This window comes from Enterobacter cloacae complex sp. IR5459, assembly GCF_049238005.1.
Taxonomy (GTDB): Bacteria; Pseudomonadota; Gammaproteobacteria; order Enterobacterales; family Enterobacteriaceae; genus Enterobacter; species Enterobacter hormaechei_C.
The window spans coordinates 119,823-140,832 of sequence record NZ_JBMKIG010000008.1 but is presented as its reverse complement, the minus strand read 5'-3'; the positions used below and the strand labels follow the sequence as shown (position 1 = coordinate 140,832).

Genomic DNA, 21,010 nt, shown 5'->3' with positions numbered 1-21,010 from the left:
GAGGGGATGTTACAGGTTTGCGAACTGAATCAGTACTACGGCGGAAGTCATATTCTGCGCGGGGTGAGCTTTGAGGCGGTCGTCGGGGAAGTTACCTGCCTGCTGGGGCGCAACGGGGTGGGCAAAACCACGCTGCTGAGGTGCCTGATGGGGCTGATCCCGGTGAAAGCCGGGGAGGTCGTCTGGCAGGGAAAGACCATCACTCACAGTAAACCGCACCAGCGAGTGCAGTCCGGCGTGGCGTATGTTCCGCAGGGGCGGGAGATTTTTCCGCGTCTGACCGTAGAAGAAAACCTGCTGATGGGGCTGACGCGCTTCTCAGCGGGAAACGCAAGGAGCGTACCGGAGGAGATTTGGCAGCTTTTCCCGGTGCTGAAGGAGATGAAGCACCGACGCGGAGGCGATCTTTCCGGTGGTCAGCAACAGCAGCTGGCGATTGGTCGCGCGCTGGCGAGCCGTCCACAGTTACTGATTCTGGATGAACCCACGGAAGGTATTCAGCCGTCGGTGATTAAAGAGATTGGGCAGGTGATCCGCAGCCTGGCGAACCGGGGGGATATGGCGATCCTGCTGGTGGAGCAATTTTATGATTTTGCGGCAGAGCTGGCCGACAGCTATCTGGTGATGTCGCGCGGCAGCATCGTCCAGCAGGGGCGCGGGGAGAATATGGAGCAGGAGGGCGTTCGCGGGCTGGTTGCGATCTGAAATGTTATAATATAACATCCCTGTTCTTATAAAACGGAATGAGGATTTTGCTGTGGCTGCACAACCTGGAAAAATTGCGCTGACTTTGGGAACGCTGCTGGTAAGCGGCTCGCTTTTTGCCCATTCGCACGGTCATCAGATGACGGAGGCGGAACAGAAGGCGGCAAACGGCGTCTTTGAGGATAAAGACGTCAGGGACAGGAAGCTGTCTGACTGGGACGGAACATGGCAGTCTGTTTACCCGTTCCTGCTTGATGGTTCGCTGGATCCGGTTTTCGAAAAGAAAGCGCAGAAGGGAGAAAAATCTGCTGCCGAGGTGAAGGCCTACTACCGCAAGGGTTACGCGACGGACGTGGACGCCATCGGCATTGAAAACAACGTGATGGAATTCCACCGAGGCAAAACGGTGAGCAGCTGCCGCTACGACTACAGCGGCTACAAAATTCTGACCTATGCGTCGGGGAAAAAAGGTGTGCGCTACCTGTTTGAATGCAAGGATAACGCGAGCGAGGCGCCTAAGTTTGTGCAGTTCAGCGACCATATCATCGGGCCGAAAGCCTCTTCACACTTCCATATCTTTATGGGCAACACCTCCCACGAGGCGCTGCTGAAAGAGATGGATAACTGGCCGACCTACTACCCGAATGAGATGTACAAAGAGCAGGTGGTGGAGGAGATGTTGCACCACTAAGGTGTTGGTTTTGCCGGGGGGCGGCTTCGCCTTACCCGGCCTGGGATTAGGGTTTTCCAGGTCGGGTAAGCGCAGCGCTACTCGACACGCTATCTTCACTTTTCACGCGCATCCCGCGCAATATCATCAGCCAGGCCGCAATGATGGCGGCCATCATAATGATAAATAATGACCAGTGCGGCAGATGGGTCAGGATGAGCCCGGTGATCATCGGGTTCGCCGCCGCGCCCAGCCAGCCCAGCGCTTGTGCGGAGAAGTAGCTCGCCTTCATGCCCGGCGGGGCGATATTGTCGATCAGCATGTATTCACCCGGTGCATAAATAACCTCACCCAGGGTGAAAATCGCTGCCGCGATCCCCCAGTAAATCAGGTTCTCGCCGGAAAGCATAAACCCCCCCAGCCCGAGGATGAAAAAAAGCGTCGCGGCGGTCATTAGCGGACGGATATTGCTGGCGGTGATCTTCCGTCCAAGCGCATATTGCAGGGTGACGACCACCGCCGCGTTGACGGGCAGCACAACGGCCACCACCTTTTCTGCGAAATCACTGTCCGCATGTGCAGCGAGGACATACTGGGAAATGCAGGTGGCAAACGATCCACCCACATACGACGCCAGCAGCCCGGAGAGCGTGTACCAGAACAGCGCCCGGTCTTTCAGCAGCACCGAGGGTTGCCATGGCATTTTCTCCTCAGGGCTGTCCGAGGCTATGCTTTTCTGCACAAAGAAATGGATAAACCCGAGCGGCAGTGCGGCGCAGAAGGCCGCCAGCCAGAACGGCAGTTGCAGGCTGTACATCACAAGCAGGGTGCCGATCGGCGGCCCAATCGTCCAGCCGATGTTCAGGAAACTGTAGTTGAGTGAGAAAACGCGCGCCTTTTCGCTGGAGGTCAGCACGTCGGCAAACCATGCTTTCAGCACCGTTGAGAAGACGGAATAGGCGCAGTTAATCAGGGCAAAGAACAGCACTACCAGCGTCACGTTATTCACCAGCGGAATGGCCACAAACCCGGCGATAAAGGCGACGATGGCGATCAGCATATAGCGTTTTTTGTCGAATTTATCCGCCAGGATGCCAAACCCCAGGCTAAACACCACGCCAATGGTCAACGCCACGGTAAGGGCATAGCCAATATTCTCCACGCTCATATCGTACACGCGTGTAAGATATATGGTCATAAAGGGCAGCGTTGCCCCGCGGCCAATTGTTAATAACAATGACGATGCCAGCAGCGCTGCGGTTGAGCGCCTGATTGATGGTTTCATTTTCCTGCCCGACAAATGCTTATGCTTTTTTTGTTGTGTTATTACAGGATTATCATGGGATAGGCAGCTTGTATAGCACCCAATTTATCCGCAAGTGCTTCTCTTCAGTACCAGAATTAATGATCTTCTCGCGGGGCTATTTTTTCTGTTACCTTGAAGTGTTTACAAAATTTTAATATTTCAGGGGCGGAAAATGACGCGGAAAGACGGGCTGTTAGCGTTGCTGGTTGTCGTGGCGTGGGGACTCAATTTTGTGGTCATCAAAATGGGGTTGCACAACATGCCTCCACTGATGCTGGCGGGTCTGCGCTTCCTGCTGGTGGCGTTTCCGGCGCTGCTGTTCGTTGCCCGCCCGAAAATTCCCCTCAAGCTGCTGCTGGGCTACGGCCTCACCATCAGCTTTGGTCAGTTTGCGTTTCTTTTTTGCGCTATTAAATTCGGTATGCCTGCGGGCCTGGCTTCGCTGGTGCTTCAGGTGCAGGCGTTCTTTACCATCATTCTCGGCGCGTTTGTCTTTGGCGAACGCTTGCAGGGCAAACAGCTGGCGGGCATTAGCCTTGCGGTCTTTGGCGTGCTGGTGCTGATTGAAGGCAGCCTCAACGGTCAGCATGTCGCGCTGCTGGGCTTTATGCTCACCCTGGCGGCGGGTCTGAGCTGGGCGTGCGGCAATATCTTTAACAAGCTGATAATGCAGCACGAGGCGCGTCCGGCGGTCTTATCGCTGGTGGTCTGGAGCGCGTTGATCCCCATCGTACCGTTTATGGCCGCGTCGTTTATTCTGGAGGGGCCGCAGGCGATGCTGAAAAGCCTGGTGGAAATCGACCTGACGACTATTTTGTCGCTAATCTACCTGGCGTTCGTTGCCTCAATCATTGGCTATGGTATCTGGGGATCGCTGCTCGGACGCTATGAAACCTGGCGCGTGGCGCCGTTATCGCTGCTGGTACCGGTGGTCGGGCTTGCCAGCGCCGCACTGTTGCTGGATGAAACGCTCGGCGCGCTGCAACTGTGTGGCGCAGGGCTGATTATGGCCGGGTTGTATATCAACGTCTTTGGCTTGCGGGTGCGTCGGGCGACGCGGGTGCAGAGTTAAGGCAGAAAAAAGCCCCGCATTAGCGGGGCAAAAACGAATTACAGGTCGTGGTTGTAATACGGCACGCCTAATTCGTCGGATTTGTCGCTGCCAGCGCCCATGTGATTGAAGTCCCAGGGCGACTGGTTTTGCGTGGACGGCATAATCATGGTGTCACGATTATTTTGCTGCCCCGCACTGGGGGTTTGCTCCGCGAAGCTCTGGCCGGAAACCAGCACCAGCAAGGTGAGGGCGGCGGAGGCGATAAATTTCATGATTTCCTCGGTTACGTCTTAACAGGCGATGATTAACTGCAATGTTTTAGCGGATACAGATAACGGGATTCACCCGGCATACTGGTAATACGGTACTTATGAGGCGGCACGTCAAAGTAGTTCTTGAACGTACGCGTCAGGGTTTGTTGCGATTCAAATCCGTAACGTTCCGCCAGATAGAGGATCGGCTCATTGCTTTCTTTCAGTTTTTGGGCAATCTCCGTCAGCTTGCGGCTGCGAATATATTGTCCTAATGAATGGCCGGTCTCTTTTTTAAACATCCGTTGCAGGTGCCATTTTGAGTAACCTGAACGCTCAGACACTTTCTCAAGGGAGAGCGGAGATTCCAGGTTATCTTCGATCCAGTCCAAAATGCTATGAATGGTGATAGCGTCAGTATTGCGTCTGGACATCGTCATACCTCTTTTTCTGTTTACGGCAGGATTTTCTTGAGTAAAAGCTCAAGCGTTGCCACTTCATCCGCCGTTAAGTTTTTTGTCAGTTCCTGGTGCAGTGTTTGTCCTACTAATTGATGACATTGCTCACACATGGCCGCGCCATCGCTGGTCAGTTTCACCAGTACGCCACGTTTGTCATTTGGGTTAGGGCTTCGTTCTACCCATCCTTTACAGACGAGACGATCCAGCATGCGGGTTAACGCACCCAGATCGACAGAGAGCACCTTTTTCAGCTCAACCGGCGTGATACACACTTCGCAGCGAATGGAACACAGCACTTTAAACTGTGTTGCGGTGATATCCAGCGGTGACAGATAGTCATTGAGCAGGCGATCTTTTTTCTGATTAACCATATGAATAAGACGACCCAGTGGGATTATGTCGTTAAAGAGGTCACTGGTGCTTTTCACAATGGTTGCCCTGGCAAGTAGTTTAGTCACGGCAGATATTATTGCTCAGGCAAGTATAAGTCAACTGAATGAATCGGCCGATGCCACGAAATGTTAAAACGCTTCAGGAACTCATTCTGTACGCTTTTAAATCATACAGATAATCTGGGGTTATCAATTACGAGAGACAATTATGGTTACGCTGCGCGGATGGCTACGGACGAGGATTTGCCCCTATAATTGCGATGTTGAATAAGGATAAGGACTGCGGTGCATTATGTTGGATTTGATTAAAGCAGTGGGACTTGGGCTGGTGGTGTTGCTGCCGCTGGCGAACCCGTTAACGACGGTGGCGCTTTTTCTGGGGCTGGCGGGGAACATGAACAGCGCGGAGCGCAATCAGCAGTCGATGATGGCCTCTGTGTATGTCTTTGCCATAATGATGGTGGCTTATTACGCCGGGCAACTGGTGATGAATACCTTTGGTATTTCGATTCCCGGTCTGCGTATCGCTGGCGGGCTGATCGTGGCCTTTATTGGTTTCCGGATGCTGTTCCCGGCGCACAAAGCGCACGAATCCCCGGAAGCCAAAAGCAAATCGGAGGAGCTTGAAAGCGAACCGAGCGCCAACATCGCGTTTGTGCCGTTAGCCATGCCGAGCACGGCAGGGCCGGGAACGATTGCGATGATCATCAGTTCCGCCTCAACGGTGCGTGATGGGTCGACATTTCCGCACTGGGTTATCACCGTTGCGCCGCCGATCATTTTTGCGCTTATTGCCATTATTGTCTGGGGGTCATTGCGCAGTTCCGGGGCGATTATGCGCTGGGTGGGCAAGGGGGGGATTGAAGCTATCTCCCGTCTGATGGGCTTCCTGCTGGTCTGTATGGGCGTGCAGTTTATTATTAACGGCGTGCTGGAGATTGTTAAGACGTATCATTGAGAACGTTGCCGGGTAAGCGCAGAGCCACCCGGCATAACAAACTTCAACCGTGGCTGGACTGCTCTTCCATCGCGACCGGCCATTTACGGAAGATAAGCACCGACCAGATCAGCGCGATCAGCGCCGGAATCGCCCCGAGATAGCCAATGGCCGACATCGATACATGCAGGCTGATCTGATTTCCCACCAGCGCACCGGCGCCAATCCCCAGATTAAAAATCCCGGAGAAGAGCGACATCGCTACGTCCGTGGCGTCCGGGGCCAGCGCCAGCACTTTGACCTGCATTCCCAGACCAATAATCATGATCGCCACGCCCCAGAACAGACTGAGGATCGCCAGATGACTCTCGCTGCCTGCCGCAGGCATCAGCAACAGCAGACATGCCAGCAGCAGGCCAATCGCACTGCTTACAAGCGCAGACGCATGCTGATTGCCCAGCTTCCCGAACAGGATGCTGCCGATAATCCCCGCGCCGCCCAGGATCAGCAGCAGAACGGTGGCAAAGTTAGCGCTAAAGCCCGCCACAACCTGAACAAACGGCTCAATATAGCTGTAGGCCGTGTAATGGGCGGTCACCACAATCACGGTCAGCAAATAGATGCTCATCAGCGCCGGTCGACGCATCAGCAGCGGAAGACTTTTCAGCGAGCCGGAGTGTTCGCTGGGCAGTTTTGGCAGCAGTTTGATCAGACACACCAGGGTGATCAGCGCCCCCATGCCGATGGCAAAGAAGGTGGTGCGCCAGCCGAAGTATTGACCCACAATGCGCCCGATCGGCAGGCCTAACACCATCGCCAGCGCCGTTCCGGTGGCAATCAGGCTCAGCGCCTGGGCGCGTTTCCCCGCCGGGGCCAGACGAATGGCGAGCGATGCGGTGATCGACCAGAAAACGGCATGGGCAAACGCGATGCCGACGCGGCTGATGACCAGCACGGTGAAGTTCCATGCCATAAATGACAGCACATGGCTGGCAATGAACACCACAAACAGCCCAATCAGCAGCTTACGACGTTCCATCTGGCTGGTCAGCAGCATAAACGGCAGCGACATCAGCGCTACCACCCATGCATAGATGGTCAGCATAATGCCAACCTGTGCCGTTTCCATATGGAAGCTGGCTGCAATGTCGGACAGCAGCCCAACCGGAACAAATTCCGTGGTGTTGAAAATAAACGCTGCGATGGCGAGCGTGACCACGCGTAGCCACGCGACCCTGCGGGAAACCGTGTGTGTTGTCATAGGGATATCTGGGATTCGTTGCCTGAAAGATGAGGAGACGATCTTAAAGCCTTAAACGGCGAAAACTCAACCGTTATGTGATATGAATCACAAAATTTACCTTCATGCAGCGGTAGCGAACGCGGTTGTTTTCATTGAAGATAAAGAACAACACAACAAAAACAGGCGGTAACACAATGCAGGAGATTGATTTTTATCTGGTAGATGCGTTCAGCGCGTCCTCCTTTGGCGGCAACCCGGCGGCGGTGTGCCCCCTCGACGCGTGGCTACCGGATGAGACGTTACTGCGGATGGCACAACAGCATAACCAGTCGGAAACCGCGTTTTTTGTGTGTACAAAAGGGGGGATCGAGTTGCGCTGGTTCACCACGCTAACCGAGGTTAATCTGTGTGGTCACGCGACGCTTGCCGCGGCGTATATTCTGTTTAACGAACTGGATTATCCGGACTCACGCCTTCATTTTGACACTGCCTCTGGTCGCCTGACCGTCAGCCGTGAAGGTGACTGGATGACGCTGGACTTCCCGGCCTGCCCGACGCAGGCACAGACGCCGCCACCGGAGTTGCTCACCGCACTCGGTATCACCCGCTACGTCGAGGCGCGAAAAGGCCGCGCCTGGGTGCTGGTACTGGAGAGCCGCGAGCAGGTGGAAGCCATTAATCCGGATTTCTCCGCCATGACGCCGGGGGAGCATAAAGTGGCCGTCACCGCCCGGGACGAAGGAGAATACGACTTTATCAGTCGTTTCTTCTCGCCGGGCGTGGCCGTGCCGGAAGATCCTGTCACCGGCTCCGCGCACACCATGCTGATCCCTTACTGGAGTGAACGGCTTGGCAAAACACAGATGTTTGCCCGCCAGGTTTCCGCCCGTGGAGGAGACGTACGCTGCGAACTCAAGGGCGACCGCGTGCGGATGGGCGGGCAGGCGGCGCTGTATCTGAAGGGCACAGTATTTCTGCGCTGAATAAATCTAAGAGGAACCAACGATGCAGGAAATTGATTTTTATCTGGTAGATGCCTTCAGCGACAGGGCGTTCGGCGGCAATGCGGCGGCGGTGTGTCCGCTGGAAGCGTGGCTACCGGATGAGACGCTGCTGAAGATGGCGAAGCAGCATAATCAGTCAGAGACGGCGTTTTTTGTCCGAACGGATAACGGGTTTGAGCTGCGCTGGTTTACCACGCAGGATGAAATTAACCTCTGCGGCCACGCAACCCTCGCGGCTTCTCACGTTATTTTTGAATACCTGGATTATCCGCATACGGAAATCACCTTCACCACGCGCTTTGTCGGCGAACTGACGGTACAACGCAGCGGCGACTGGCTGACGCTTAATTTCCCGGCGTGGTCAACCGAGGTTGTCGATACTCCACCCCCAGTGCTGTTCAGCGCGCTGGGCATTAACGCGGCAAACGAGGTCCGTGTGGGGCGTGACTACATGGTGGTGCTCGACAGCCAGCGGCAGGTGGAGGCGCTGACGCCGGATATCACTGCCATGCTCCCGCTGGGGAAAATGGTCTGCGTTACAGCGCCGGGAGATGAGTATGATTTCGTCAGCCGCTTCTTCTGCCCGGGGGAAGGGGTGCCGGAGGATCCGGTGACGGGATCAGCTCACAGCATGCTGATCCCGTACTGGAGCGAAAAGCTTGGTAAAACGCAGATGTCGGCCCGCCAGGTCTCCTTGCGCGGCGGGGATCTGCGCTGCGAGCTGAAAGGCGACCGCGTGCTGATTGGCGGGCAGGCCACGCTGTATATGAAGGGAAAAATTTTCCTTCGACTCCAGGACTACGTTCAACTTTAACAACTGGGCGCAGGTGGCTGACGCTCGTTCAGCAGCGCGATAAATGCCTCCAGCTGGCGAGTCATCGCCCCGCGTCGCCACACCAGCCAGGTGGTGAGCCAGCGCCAGTTTTCCGCCAGCGGCCACGCCGCCACCTGATGATGCCCCGGCATGCTCTCCAGCATGGAGCGGGGCATCAGCGCAATGCCTGCCCCGGCAATCACACAGGCGAGCATCCCGTGGTAGGACTCCATCTCATGGATCCTTCCCGGCGTTACGCGGTCGGCATGGAACCAGCTCTCCAGATGACGCCGGTAAGAACAGTTGGCGCGAAAGGCATACACGTCGCTGCCGCTCACCTGCGTGGCTTTTGACACTTCCGCGTGGCCCGCAGGGGTGACCAGCATCATCTCTTCCCGGTAAACCGGCATTCCTTCCAGTTCCGGGTGCGAGAGCGGCCCGTCGACAAAGGCGGCGCTAAGCGTCCCTTCAAGCACGCCGTCAATCATCGTACCGGAAGGCCCGGTGGATAACGCAAACTGAATGCGCGGATAGCGCTGGTTAAACCGCGCCAGACTTTCCGGAATGCGTACGGCGGCGGTACTTTCCAGCGCGCCGAGCGAGAATAATCCCTGCGGTTCATCCCCGGCGACGACCATTCGCGCTTCGTCGACCAGCGCCAGGATCTGTTTGCTGTAGCGCAAAAAATTGTGCCCGGCGGGGGAAAGCCGCAGGCGCTGATTCTCGCGAATAAACAGCTCCACGCCGAGATCCGCTTCTAGCTGTCGGATGCGGGTGGTGAGGTTTGAGGGCACCCGGTGTACCTTCTGCGCCGCCTGGGTAATGCTGCCGGTCAGTGCGACGGCGTTAAACATCTCAAGCTGTGTTAAGTCCATGCCGTTCTCGATTCGTGAATAAGGTGGTGAGTATTATTCATTTTTAAGAAATAGCAGAGTAGGCCACAATCAATCAATTGTTATTACGTGGAGGACATCATGACCTATTCATCTGCTACCCATGCCCACTCTGTCAACCCGGCTACCGGCGAAACGCTGGCTGCTTACCCGTGGGCAACGTCCCGTGACGTTGAGCGTGCCATTGCACAGGCGGATACCGGTTTTCGTCAATGGCGACGCGAAAGCGTGGCGCACCGGGCGCAAAAACTTCGCGATCTGGGTGCGGCACTGCGTAGCCGTGCGGAAGAGATGGCGCAGACTATCTCCCGGGAGATGGGCAAGCCCATTGTGCAGGCGCGTGCGGAGGTGGCTAAGTCCGCCAGCCTTTGCGACTGGTACGCTGAACACGGCCCGTCGATGCTGCACCCGGAATCAACCCAGGTCGAAAATGCGGTGATTGAGTACCGTCCGCTGGGACCTATTCTTGCGGTGATGCCGTGGAATTTCCCGCTCTGGCAGGTGCTGCGCGGTGCGGTGCCGATCCTGCTGGCAGGGAACAGCTATCTGCTTAAACATGCGCCAAATGTGCTCGGCTCGGCGGAGCTGATCGGGAAGGTATTCGCGGATGCCGGTTTCCCGGAGGGGGTCTTTGGCTGGGTGAACGCGACAAATGACGGCGTCAGCCAGGCGATTAACGATCGGCATATCGCGGCGGTGACCGTAACCGGCAGCGTTCGGGCTGGTGCGGCAATTGGCGCGCAGGCGGGCGCGGCGCTGAAGAAATGCGTGCTGGAGCTGGGCGGTTCCGATCCGTTTATCGTTCTGAACGATGCGGATCTTGATCTGGCCGTCAACGCGGCGGTGGCCGGACGTTATCAGAATACCGGACAGGTTTGTGCGGCGGCAAAACGCTTTATTGTGGAAGCGGGCGTAGCGGACGCCTTTACCCAACGCTTTGTTGACGCGGTCAAGGCGCTGAAGATGGGCGCACCGGATGAGGAAGATAACTATATTGGCCCGATGGCGCGATTTGATCTTCGCGATGAACTGCATCAGCAGGTGCAGGCTACGCTGGCGGAAGGGGCGACCCTGCTGCTCGGCGGAGAGAAGCTTGCCGGGAGCGGTAACTATTATGCGCCAACCGTACTCGGCGGCGTCACCCCACAGATGACGGCCTTCCGTCAGGAGCTGTTTGGCCCGGTGGCCGCGATTACCGTCGCCAATGATGCGGCGCACGCGTTGCAGCTGGCTAACGACAGCGATTTTGGCTTATCGGCGACGGTCTTTACCGCGAACGATGCGCTGGCTGAAACCTTCTCTCGCGAGCTGGAGTGCGGCGGAGTCTTTATCAACGGCTATAGCGCAAGCGATGCGCGCGTTGCCTTTGGCGGAGTGAAGAAGAGCGGCTTCGGGCGAGAGCTATCTCATTTCGGTCTGCATGAGTTCTGTAATGTGCAGACGGTGTGGAAGGACCGCATCTAATATTGTTGCCGGGTAAGGCCAGGCCGCTACCCGGCAATTCACGTTTCCTGTCATTTTTGCGTAATGGTTCTGTCATTTTCGTTTCGTAGACTCGCTCGCGCCTAACGTATTGTTACAGAAGAAAATTATGAACCTAACGCAAATTTTTCGCCGTCTTGCGCCGCGCTTTATTCCTCGTCAGTTTGGCCTGCTGACCGGCATCTTTTGTATTATTGGCCTTTTCTCCGCCCTGCAACTCTCTTCCTCCTTCCTGCTGACCGCCTCCCTGAATCAAGCCCAGCGTAACGAACAGCGCAATCAGCTGGCCTGGCAGCAACAGAGCAGGCTGGATCAGGCCCGTATTTCGCTGCTTGCGGCGAGCGATCTGCTCAACCGCTCCGGAGTGTACTTTATGCAGGATAAAGAGACCGGTTCGGAAGGGAGCTGGCATAGCCTGATGGACGAGGCGCAAAAATCCCTGGCGGCGTCTCAACAGGCATGGCAAGCATGGCTCGCGCTTAATCCTCCGCAGGACGAGGGGCTTGTTAACAGCTATCAGCTGTTCTTCGGTGCCATTAGCGAGCAGGCGGAAGGGCTGGTGAAAACCAACAGCATCGACCTCTTTTTTGCCGTACCCGCCCAGGCCTTTCAGACCGATTTTAATGACAACTTTGCACGCTATCAGCAACGGAGTGAGAAGCAGGCGATACAGGGGCGTCAGTCGCTCATGGAACAACTCTCAGGCCTGCAACGGCTGTTCCTGTTTGCGCCGCTGGTGCTGCTGGCCATTGCCATAGCCGTCTGGTTTGGAATGGCGAAGTGGGTGATATCCCCGCTACGCCGTCTGATTATCCATATTAACCAGCTTGCGGCAGGGGATTTATCAGGCACGCCGCCTGACGTTGTGCGCTTTAACCGTGAAATCAGCCAGCTCTGCGGCAGTATTACCGCCATGCAGCTTGGGCTACAGCAGCTGGTGACTCAGGTCAGCGAGGCCACTACCGCCATGGTTGAAAATATTGGGTCACTTGCGCAGGGGAATCAGAAGCTTTATCAGCAGTCTACGCGACAAGCCAAAGAGCTGGAGGAGGTGACCGCGCATATCGCCGATCTCGAAACCCACGTTGAGGGGAACACAGGTTATGCAAAACTCGCCCGCTCGCGCGCGGATGAGGCCCGACAGGCTGCCGTAGGCGGGGAGCAAATGATGGCGGCGGTGAATGGCTCGATGCAGACGATCGTCGACCGATCCTCAGAGATGCGCGGGATCGTCGCGATGATCGACAGCGTGGCGTTTCAGACCAACATTCTCGCCCTCAATGCTGCCATTGAAGCCGCCCATGCAGGAGAGCAGGGGCGCGGATTTGCGGTGGTCGCCCGGGAAGTGGGGTTGCTGGCCAGAAAAAGCAGTCACTCTACGCAAACCATCCAGGCGCTGATTAACCACTCGCTTCAGGGCATTGAGGAAGGATCTCAGGTGGTAAACCGTCTGGAAGAGAATTTGCAACAGGTCACCGGGCTGGTGGCGAATCTGAGCAGCCTGCTGAATGATATTTCCTTGGCCACCCTGAATCAGGGGGATAGCATCCATCAGATGACCCGTCAGCTTCAGGCGCTGAATCAGGTATCACGTCAGACTGATGTGCTGGTTAGCGAAGCGTCAAATGCCTCTGAGCGCCTGCATCAACAGTCCGATCTTTTGTTGCAGGCCGTCTCGCGTTTTCGTCTCCCTGCCTGACGTGACGTATAAGCCTCTGTTATACTCGCAGCCCGTTTTAGCCTGAGGGCAAGGAGCAAAGTGTGGCTGCGGTCATCCATAATGAGATGCTGGACGAGATTCTGGCGCAGGTTCGTCCGTTACTGGGGCAGGGTAAGGTTGCCGATTACATTCCCGCGCTGGCCTCGATCAGCGGTAATAAGCTCGGCATCGCCATTTGTACTGTCGACGGGCAGCGTTTTCAGGCGGGAGACGCGCTGGAGCGATTTTCCATTCAGTCGATCTCAAAAGTGCTTAGCCTCGTTGCCGCCATGCGCCAGTATGACGAGCAGGAGATCTGGCAGCGGGTGGGCAAAGATCCGTCCGGTCAGCCGTTTAACTCCCTTCTTCAGCTGGAAATCGAACAGGGTAAGCCGCGTAACCCATTTATTAACGCCGGGGCGTTGGTGGTGTGCGATATGCTGCAAAGCCGGCTGAGCGCGCCGCGCCAGCGGATGCTCCAGATTGTGCGGCAGCTTTCCGGCGTGCAGGACATCGCCTACGATCCGGTGGTAGCGCGCTCTGAGTTTGAACACTCTGCACGTAACGCCGCCATCGCCTGGCTGATGAAGTCCTTCGGCAACTTTCATAATGACGTTGCCACGGTGCTGCAAAACTATTTTCATTACTGCGCGCTGAAGATGAACTGCGTTGAACTGGCGCAGACTTTTCTGTTTCTGGCGCATCAGGGCCATGCCCCTCATCTGGGCGAGGACGTTGTCTCCCCGATGCAGGCCCGGCAGATCAACGCCTTAATGGCAACCAGCGGAATGTATCAGAATGCCGGGGAGTTTGCCTGGCGCGTGGGGCTGCCGGCTAAATCCGGCGTTGGCGGTGGGGTCGTGGCGATTGTCCCCCACGAGATGGCGATTGCCGTCTGGAGCCCGGAACTGGACGAGACCGGAAATTCACTGGCGGGCGTAGCGGCGCTGGAACAGCTGACCAAACGTCTTGGACGGTCCGTATACTGATGTCCACGTTAGATCCTCTGTTCGCGCGCCTGGCTCGCTCCACGTTTCGTTCACGATTTCATTTAGGGACGAAAGAGCGGCAATACTGCTGGGATAAGGGCGCAGAGACTATCGATAAGCATGCCGCCGATTTTGTCGCCGCGCGGCTGGCGCCTGCACACCCGGTGAATGACGGTAAGCAGACGCCGATGCGCGGCCATCCGGTTTTTATCGCCCAGCATGCCACGGCAACCTGCTGTCGGGGCTGTCTGGCTAAGTGGCACGCTATTCCGCAGGGCGTGCCGCTGAGTGCGCAGCAACAACAGTATATCGTCAACGTAATCCATCATTGGCTGGTCATAGAGGTAAATCGTGCCTCCTGAACTGACAATGTCTCTGTTTAAGCTACGCTTTTACTAATGCTCAGCGTCAGGAGACGTTATGAAGGCACCTCAAATTCCCGTTAATGAAGCGCAGCGCATGAATGCGCTGCGCGAATCCGGTCTGCTTGAGATCGACAATTATCCCGCGTTTGATCGTCTTACGCGGCTGGCAACACGCTTTTTCAGGGTGCCGCTGGCGATGATTACGCTGGTGGATGACCACGCCGCGATCGTGAAATCTGCTGACGGCCGGGCACTCGCCAGCCAGCCTCGCGACCTCTCGTTTTGCGGTCATACGATCCTGGGTGACGCGCCGCTGGTGGTGAGTGACACGCTGCTGGACGAACGCTTCGCGGATAATCCGCAGGTGGCGGGAGATCCGGGCGTGCGCTTTTATGCCGGTTTCCCGCTGCGTTTACGCGACGGGGCGTGCGTAGGATCGTTGTGTCTCATTGATTACGCGCCGCGGGAGTTTACCGCGGCGGATGCCGCCGTACTGGCCGATCTCAGCGCGCTGGCGGAGGATGAATTTGCAGCCGTTAGCGCCGCCACGACCGATGAACTCACGGGATTGTTTAACCGTCGCGGGTTTAACCAGTTTGCGCAGTTTGCACTGTCGGTTTCGCAGCGTCGGGCAGAACCGTTAACCCTTGGCTGGCTGGATCTGGACCATTTCAAAACCATTAACGATCGCTTCGGACATCAGGAGGGTGACAAAGCTCTGAAAGCGATGGCCGCCCTGATGCGTTCCTCGTTCCGCGAGGCCGATCTACTGGTACGTTTCGGGGGAGATGAGTTCGCGGTGCTGTTTGCGGATACCGATGAGCCTGGCGCCTGGATCGCCATGCAGTATCTCGTCGAACAAACGGAAAAGTATAACGCGCGTCAGCTACATCCCTGGTCGTTACAGTTCTCCTGGGGGCTGAGCGAGTTCGATCATCACCGCAACGATATTCAGGCATGGTTAAAACACGCGGATGCGCAAATGTACGCCATGAAGCGGCAACACCACGGCGAAAAATGACATAACGAAATCCTATGTCATCGCTTATTGCGTTACAAAAATGTTAATAGCAAAGTGGAGAGATTCAACCTAAGGACGCGCAATGAACTCTCCCATGCTGATTAAACCTCTCTCCCGACAGGACATCCTCACCCACATTGATGCCCTGAACGATATTCTCGTCAACTGTGTCAACGGCGGCGCCTCCGTCAGCTTTATGCTGCCTTTTTCTGCCGGGAAAGCCCGAACCTTCTGGCTCGGCGTCGCAGACAGCGTCGGGCGCGACGAGCGTACCGTCCTGGGCTGTTTTGATGCGGAGCAGGGGCTGGTTGGCACGGTCCAGCTGATCACCGATCAGCCTGAAAACCAGCCGCACCGTGCAGATGTCGCGAAACTGCTGGTTCATGGGAAGGCGCGCCGTAAAGGGGCGGCAATGGCGCTGATGGAATCCCTGGAGGCGGTTGCGCGTGAAAAAGCGCTTACGGTGCTGGTGCTTGATACCTCGACCGGCAGCGGCGCGGAGACGTTTTATCAGAGAGCGGGCTGGCAAAAGGCGGGGGAGATCCCACGCTACGCCCTGATGCCGAACGGGGACATGACGGCGACCTCGATGTTCTATAAATTTCTTTGATATTTTTCACCATCGCGTCCTGAGTTGATCCAGACAGGGGTTCTGGTCCTGAAGTTTTGATAAGTTATCACACCAATCTTATCAGGCTGTATGACTAATCATAAAGGACCTCCATTGTGAACACTCTCAACCGTCGTGATTTCCCCGGTGTGTGCTACCCTGAACGTATCATCCAGTTTGGCGAAGGTAACTTCCTGCGCGCGTTCGTTGACTGGCAAATCGACCTCTTAAACGAGCATACCGACCTCAATGCCGGTGTGGTGATTGTGCGGCCGATCCAGAGCGATTTTCCGCCGTCGCTGAGCACCCAGGATGGTCTGTATACCACAATTATTCGTGGTCTGAATGAGCAGGGAGAAGCGGTAAGCGATGCGCGTCTTATTCGTTCCGTAAATCGTGAAATCAGCGTCTACAGCCAGTACGATGAATTTCTGGCGCTCGCCCATAACCCGGACATACGGTTTGTCTTCTCCAATACCACGGAGGCGGGCATCAGCTATCACGCGGGGGATAAGTTTGACGATGCGCCAGCTGCCAGCTATCCGGCCAAACTGACGCGTCTGCTGTTCGAGCGCTTTACCCACTTTAACGGGGCTGCGGATAAAGGCTGGATCATTATTCCTTGTGAGCTTATCGACTACAACGGCGATGCCCTGCGTGAACTGGTGCTGCGTTATGCACAGGAGTGGGCACTGCCGGCGGCATTCATTGCGTGGCTGAATGATGCTAACACTTTCTGTTCGACGCTGGTTGACCGCATTGTTACCGGCTATCCGCGTGATGAGGTGGCAGAGCTGGAAGCCGGGCTGGGCTATCACGACAGCTTCCTCGACACGGCGGAACATTTCTATCTGTTTGTTATTCAGGGGCCGAAATCACTTGCAGCTGAACTGCGCCTGGATAAATACCCACTCAACGTCCTGATTGTTGACGATATCAAACCGTATAAAGAGCGTAAGGTGGCGATCCTCAACGGCGCGCACACGGCGCTGGTTCCGGTCGCTTTTCAGGCCGGCCTGGATACGGTTGGGGAAGCCATGAACGACGCGGAAATTTGCGCGTTCGTAGAGAAAGCTATTTATGAGGAGATTATTCCGGTCCTGGATCTGCCGCGCGACGAGCTGCACTCCTTCGCCAGTGCCGTAACGGGGCGTTTCCGTAATCCGTACATTAAGCATCAGCTGCTGTCGATTGCACTGAACGGGATGACCAAGTACCGCACCCGTATTCTGCCGCAACTGCTGGCAGGGCAGAAGGCGACCGGCAAACTGCCAGCACGTCTGACCTTTGCTCTGGCGGCGCTGATTGCATTTTACCGTGCCGAGCGCAACGGTGAGCGCTATCCGGTGCAGGACGATGCGCACTGGCTTGAACGTTACCAGCAGCTGTGGACGCAACATCACGACAAACAGGTCACTACCCGTGAACTGGTATCGTCGGTGTTAAGCGTGAGCGAGCACTGGGAACAGGATCTCACTCTGGTGAACGGACTGGTAGAACAGGTTGCGCTGGATCTGGATGCAATTTTAAGCAAAGGCATGCGCGATGCGGTGAAACCGCTCTGCTAATCATAATGCCCGGCGTTGGCCGGGTTTTTTAAAGACCCTATTTAGTTACAACATACTATCCGTTCTTTTTTTAGAACGCACTTGCGGCACCGTGCGGTTCAGGCTTAACAGGTCAGAAAATGCAATGAACTATTAACATGCTTGCAACCGTGAGGGGGATCACGTTTAATAGCCGCGCTCTTTACTTTTCTGAAGCTGATTATGATTGTTCGTCCTCAACAGCACTGGCTGCAACTGATTTTTGTCTGGCATGGTTCGGTACTTCCCAAAATTTATACCCGACTGCTGCTTAACTTCCTGCTTTCCATCGCCGTGATTGTCATGCTGCCGTGGTACACCTCGCTGGGTATCCGGTTTACCGTCGCGCCGTTCAGCATTCTGGGTGTGGCTATCGCCATCTTCCTGGGGTTTCGCAATAACGCCTGTTATTCGCGCTACGTTGAGGCGCGTCTGCTTTGGGGGCAGTTGATGATAGCGGCGCGCTCGCTGTTTCGCGAGGTAAAAAACACCTTGCCGGATGATAAACATCTTGGAGAGTTTGTCCGCCTGCAAATCGCGTTTGCTAACTGTCTGCGAATGACTCTACGCAGAGAAACCAATGCCGATCAGCTGTCCCGCTATCTGGCTCCAGACGATTTACGTAAAGTGATGGACGCCAACTCGCCGGCGAACCGTATCCTGCTGATCATGGGGGAGTGGCTGGCCGTGCGGCGGCGTAGCGGGCACCTTTCAGACATTCTGTTTCACAGCCTCAACAACCGCCTGAATGATATGTCCATCGTGCTGGCTGGCTGTGAGCGTATCGCCAATACGCCAGTCCCGTTTGCCTATACGCTGATCCTGCACCGGACGGTGTATCTGTTCTGCATCATGCTGCCGTTTGCGCTGGTCGTTGACCTGCATTACATGACGCCCTTTGTCTCTGCACTGATTTCCTACACCTTTATCTCGCTGGACACGCTGGCGGAAGAGCTGGAAGATCCGTTTGGGACGGAAGATAACGATCTGCCGCTGGACGCCATCTGCAACATGATGGAGCGCGATCTGTTGCAGATGAGCGATGAAGAGAACATACCTGAAAGACTGATGCCGGATAAGCATTATCAGCTGACCTGACGGGCATTCCACTCGTCGCGGGTGATTTCCCACAGCTCCGAATCCAGCAGACCGCTGACATAGGCTTTCTTCTCCGTCCTGATGAGCCGCATGCCGCTGCTGTCTGAAATACATCGGGAGCGGCTGTTTGCAGCCGCTTTCGGCGCGCGCAACACCGGTTTATTGAGCGTATTGAACCAGTAATCCGTGGCCGCAATGCTCGCCTCGCGCATATATCCCTGGCCCTGAAATTCCGGCGCGAGCCAGAAGCCCCGATTGTTGTCCTCCACGTCATACAGGCAAATCAACCCCATCAGTTCGTCAGGCGCTTCGCGACGGCGAATCGTCCAGAACCACGCAATCCCTTTGGCCATATCGGGCAGTGCAACGTTGTTGACATAATTTTCTGCACCGTTTTCCGGGTAGGGCCAGGGGACTGAAGCCACCATATAGCGGACAATCTCCCAGCGCGGATAGTGTTGCTGGATCTGGACGGCATCTTCTGCAATCAGGGGGCGTAATATCAGGCGCTCGGTGGTAAGCGTGGGTATGGTCATCCGCTGATCTCCATAATTAAGCGTTATGCTTTTGTTTGGGTTCTGGTATTTTCATCAATATCACATTCTATTTGGTCGTGCTTTTGTTATTCAGGTTTATCCATAAAAGGGGTTATATGATGCTGAGAAAAGCCAGGCCCGAAGAAGCCGAAACACTCTGGCACGTCCGTAACGAAGCGATTCGCCATGGCTGCAAAATCTAGTGGGTTTTGCCATGCTGGGTGAAAATACGCATTACTCGCGTATGGCCGACGCGCATTTACGCTGTATTGAAATGGCAATTGATTTGTAAGGTCAGAACAGATGACGCTAACCGTACGTCCTTTATGCACAGATGATTACCCACAATGGCGACCGCTGTGGGATGGCTATACCCATTTTTATGAGTGCTACCTTGACGAGTCCGTTACCGCGGCCACCTGGGACAGGGCGCTCGCAGATTCATCATCTCTGTTTTGCCGTGTCGTGGAGAAGGACGGCCGCGTCATCGGCTTCGCCATGTGCGTCCTGCATGAAGGGACCTGGTCAACCGCGCCCGTTTGCTATCTGGAAGATCTGTTTGTTGACGCTGCCGAACGTGGCGCAGGGGCGGGTAAAGCGCTTATCGACGCCCTGATCGATGAAGGCAAGCGGGAAGGGTGGTCAAAACTCTACTGGGTAACCCGCATGAACAATCCGGCGCGTAAGCTGTATGATCACTATGGTGAAGCCGACGATTACGTCCGGTACCGAATCTCGCTTTAGTCGTTTAATACCTGGGTTTGTATCACACTGTATCTGCCTCTGTGATACATACACAGGTATGCAATAAAACCGCATCCGCACACATCTCCTGTACAAACGCATGGTGTTATATCTCCGTCAACTGAACTTACCCGGAGATAACATCATGTTTAATAAACTCGCATACTCAGCCGTCGCCCTGACCGTATCACTTGGCACCGTGATGTCCTGCCAGGCAGAAGCGACGGGTAAGGATTACGCGTCGGCCTTTAACCAGGTTAAACAGATTAACGCTGGCGATTTGAACGTCGGTTACGTCGATATCGGGCCAAAAGAGGGGCAACCGGTGATCCTGCTGCATGGCTGGCCGTACGACATTCACAGTTATGCAGAAGTGGCCCCCGCGCTGGCCGCGAAGGGGTATCGTGTCATTGTGCCGTCCCTGCGCGGGTACGGCACCACACGCTTTATTTCTGATAAAACGCCGCGAAACGGCCAGCCTTCGGCAATGGCAAAAGACATCGTCAACCTGATGGACGCCCTGAATATCAAACAGGCGGTGTTTGCCGGTTATGACTGGGGGGCGCGTACGGCAGATATCGTTGCAGCGCTCTGGCCGGAACGGGTGAAATCGCTGGTCTCGGTAAGTGGCTACCTGATCAGCAGCCAGGCGATTGGCAAACAGCCTTTACCGCCGAAGGCAGAGGTTCAGTGGTGGTATCAGTTCTATTTCGCCACGCCGCGCGGGGCGGAGGGCTATGCTAAAAATACGCACGATTTTGCCCGGTTGATCTGGTCCCAGGCTTCGCCTGACTGGAAATTCAGCGATGCCACCTTCAATGCCAGCGCCAAATCCCTCGATAACCCGGACCACGTTGCCGTCACGCTCAGTAATTACCGCTGGCGTCTGGGGCTGGAGAAGGGTGAGCAGAAATATGACGCCTACGAACAAAAGCTAGCTACGCTGCCGAATATTACGGTGCCGACCATCACCATCGAGGGTGGTAACAACGGAGCACCACATCCTGCACCCGCAGCCTATGCGGGGAAATTCACCGGAAAATATGAGCACCGTACTTTCGGCGCAACGGTTGGCCACAACCCGCCGCAGGAAGATCCGCAGGACTTTGTTAAAGCCGTTGTCGACGCGGATAAGCTCTGATATGTGCTA

Annotated in this window: 23 protein-coding genes; 16 read left to right on the top strand and 7 right to left on the bottom strand. The window is 55.7% G+C overall.

The window, feature by feature from the left end; all coding sequences use genetic code 11:
- Positions 1-6: 6 nt before the first annotated feature.
- Both urtE and zinT read left to right on the top strand, forming a co-directional pair.
- A complete protein-coding gene (urtE, locus tag ACOTX4_RS17405; protein ID WP_023324642.1) occupies positions 7-705 on the top strand; it encodes an urea ABC transporter ATP-binding subunit UrtE in 699 nt (232 codons plus the stop codon).
- A 52-nt stretch (positions 706-757) separates the two neighbouring features.
- Positions 758-1,396 carry a metal-binding protein ZinT gene (zinT, locus tag ACOTX4_RS17400; protein ID WP_003857190.1) on the top strand — a complete coding sequence of 213 codons (639 nt, stop codon included), beginning with the start codon at positions 758-760 and terminating at the stop codon, positions 1,394-1,396.
- Between the two features lie 46 nt (positions 1,397-1,442).
- Here zinT and ydeE read toward each other — a convergent pair whose 3' ends face one another.
- Entirely contained in the window at positions 1,443-2,660 is a 1,218-nt protein-coding gene (ydeE, locus tag ACOTX4_RS17395) for an efflux MFS transporter YdeE (protein ID WP_003857189.1), read from the bottom strand.
- Positions 2,661-2,853: 193 nt separating this feature from the next.
- On the opposite strand from ydeE, the gene eamA reads away from it, so the two are divergent.
- A complete protein-coding gene (gene eamA / locus ACOTX4_RS17390; protein WP_003857187.1) occupies positions 2,854-3,753 on the top strand; it encodes an O-acetylserine/cysteine exporter in 900 nt (299 codons plus the stop codon).
- Positions 3,754-3,791: 38 nt separating this feature from the next.
- Here the strand turns inward: eamA and marB are convergent, their stop codons facing one another.
- The 3 genes from marB to marR are packed head-to-tail and all read right to left on the bottom strand — an operon-like array spanning position 3,792 to position 4,875.
- Positions 3,792-4,007, bottom strand: a complete 216-nt coding sequence (gene marB / locus ACOTX4_RS17385) for a multiple antibiotic resistance protein MarB (protein WP_003857184.1) — start codon at positions 4,005-4,007, stop codon at positions 3,792-3,794.
- 32 nt (positions 4,008-4,039) lie between these two features.
- A complete protein-coding gene (marA, locus tag ACOTX4_RS17380; protein WP_001303241.1) occupies positions 4,040-4,420 on the bottom strand; it encodes an MDR efflux pump AcrAB transcriptional activator MarA in 381 nt (126 codons plus the stop codon).
- A gap of 20 nt (positions 4,421-4,440) precedes the next feature.
- Entirely contained in the window at positions 4,441-4,875 is a 435-nt protein-coding gene (gene marR, locus ACOTX4_RS17375) for a multiple antibiotic resistance transcriptional regulator MarR (RefSeq protein ID WP_003857182.1), read from the bottom strand.
- Positions 4,876-5,131: 256 nt separating this feature from the next.
- Between marR and ACOTX4_RS17370 the strand changes: the two genes are divergently transcribed.
- Positions 5,132-5,797 (top strand): MarC family NAAT transporter, encoded by a 666-nt coding sequence (locus ACOTX4_RS17370; protein ID WP_003857180.1) that lies wholly within the window; start codon positions 5,132-5,134, stop codon positions 5,795-5,797.
- 43 nt (positions 5,798-5,840) lie between these two features.
- Here ACOTX4_RS17370 and ACOTX4_RS17365 read toward each other — a convergent pair whose 3' ends face one another.
- The gene (locus ACOTX4_RS17365) at positions 5,841-7,037 is read right to left on the bottom strand and encodes a sugar transporter (protein ID WP_017693434.1); all 1,197 of its coding nucleotides are present in this window, start codon (positions 7,035-7,037) and stop codon (positions 5,841-5,843) included.
- A gap of 176 nt (positions 7,038-7,213) precedes the next feature.
- Here ACOTX4_RS17365 and ACOTX4_RS17360 point away from each other — a divergent pair, with 176 nt between their 5' ends.
- Entirely contained in the window at positions 7,214-8,002 is a 789-nt protein-coding gene (locus ACOTX4_RS17360) for a PhzF family phenazine biosynthesis protein (RefSeq protein WP_045333036.1), read from the top strand.
- 22 nt (positions 8,003-8,024) lie between these two features.
- A complete protein-coding gene (locus ACOTX4_RS17355) occupies positions 8,025-8,837 on the top strand; it encodes a PhzF family phenazine biosynthesis protein (RefSeq protein WP_032609197.1) in 813 nt (270 codons plus the stop codon).
- On the opposite strand, the gene ptrR is transcribed toward ACOTX4_RS17355, so the two are convergent.
- Positions 8,834-9,712, bottom strand: coding sequence for a putrescine utilization regulator PtrR (gene ptrR / locus ACOTX4_RS17350; RefSeq protein ID WP_017382364.1), 879 nt, complete (start codon positions 9,710-9,712; stop codon positions 8,834-8,836). The genes ACOTX4_RS17355 and ptrR overlap by 4 nt on opposite strands.
- A gap of 99 nt (positions 9,713-9,811) precedes the next feature.
- On the opposite strand from ptrR, the gene sad reads away from it, so the two are divergent.
- The 8 genes from sad to ACOTX4_RS17310 all read left to right on the top strand — a co-directional run bounded on the left by sad (position 9,812) and on the right by ACOTX4_RS17310 (position 18,580).
- Positions 9,812-11,194 carry a succinate-semialdehyde dehydrogenase gene (gene sad, locus ACOTX4_RS17345; RefSeq protein WP_045333037.1) on the top strand — a complete coding sequence of 461 codons (1,383 nt, stop codon included), beginning with the start codon at positions 9,812-9,814 and terminating at the stop codon, positions 11,192-11,194.
- Between the two features lie 127 nt (positions 11,195-11,321).
- Complete coding sequence (locus tag ACOTX4_RS17340; protein WP_063937585.1) at positions 11,322-12,911, top strand: methyl-accepting chemotaxis protein; 1,590 nt, start codon at positions 11,322-11,324, stop codon at positions 12,909-12,911.
- Positions 12,912-12,973: 62 nt separating this feature from the next.
- On the top strand, positions 12,974-13,900 hold the full coding sequence (gene glsB / locus ACOTX4_RS17335; RefSeq protein WP_003857165.1) for a glutaminase B: 927 nt from the start codon (positions 12,974-12,976) through the stop codon (positions 13,898-13,900).
- A complete protein-coding gene (locus tag ACOTX4_RS17330; RefSeq protein ID WP_003857163.1) occupies positions 13,900-14,262 on the top strand; it encodes a DUF4186 domain-containing protein in 363 nt (120 codons plus the stop codon). The genes glsB and ACOTX4_RS17330 overlap by 1 nt, the downstream gene beginning before the upstream one ends.
- 58 nt (positions 14,263-14,320) lie before the next feature.
- Positions 14,321-15,286 (top strand): sensor domain-containing diguanylate cyclase, encoded by a 966-nt coding sequence (locus tag ACOTX4_RS17325; RefSeq protein WP_022651189.1) that lies wholly within the window; start codon positions 14,321-14,323, stop codon positions 15,284-15,286.
- Between the two features lie 82 nt (positions 15,287-15,368).
- Positions 15,369-15,896: a GNAT family N-acetyltransferase gene (locus ACOTX4_RS17320; protein WP_023314153.1), complete on the top strand. Its 528-nt coding sequence runs from the start codon at positions 15,369-15,371 to the stop codon at positions 15,894-15,896.
- 116 nt (positions 15,897-16,012) lie between these two features.
- The gene (locus tag ACOTX4_RS17315; protein ID WP_063937587.1) at positions 16,013-17,464 is read left to right on the top strand and encodes a tagaturonate reductase; all 1,452 of its coding nucleotides are present in this window, start codon (positions 16,013-16,015) and stop codon (positions 17,462-17,464) included.
- A gap of 201 nt (positions 17,465-17,665) precedes the next feature.
- Positions 17,666-18,580, top strand: a complete 915-nt coding sequence (locus ACOTX4_RS17310; RefSeq protein ID WP_063937589.1) for a bestrophin family protein — start codon at positions 17,666-17,668, stop codon at positions 18,578-18,580.
- On the opposite strand, the gene ACOTX4_RS17305 is transcribed toward ACOTX4_RS17310, so the two are convergent.
- Positions 18,568-19,116, bottom strand: coding sequence for a GNAT family N-acetyltransferase (locus tag ACOTX4_RS17305; RefSeq protein ID WP_023314155.1), 549 nt, complete (start codon positions 19,114-19,116; stop codon positions 18,568-18,570). The genes ACOTX4_RS17310 and ACOTX4_RS17305 overlap by 13 nt on opposite strands.
- Positions 19,117-19,419: 303 nt before the next feature.
- On the opposite strand from ACOTX4_RS17305, the gene ACOTX4_RS17300 reads away from it, so the two are divergent.
- Positions 19,420-19,860 (top strand): GNAT family N-acetyltransferase, encoded by a 441-nt coding sequence (locus ACOTX4_RS17300; protein ID WP_003857152.1) that lies wholly within the window; start codon positions 19,420-19,422, stop codon positions 19,858-19,860.
- Between the two features lie 145 nt (positions 19,861-20,005).
- A complete protein-coding gene (locus tag ACOTX4_RS17295) occupies positions 20,006-21,001 on the top strand; it encodes an alpha/beta fold hydrolase (RefSeq protein WP_003857149.1) in 996 nt (331 codons plus the stop codon).
- Positions 21,002-21,010: the final 9 nt, after the last annotated feature.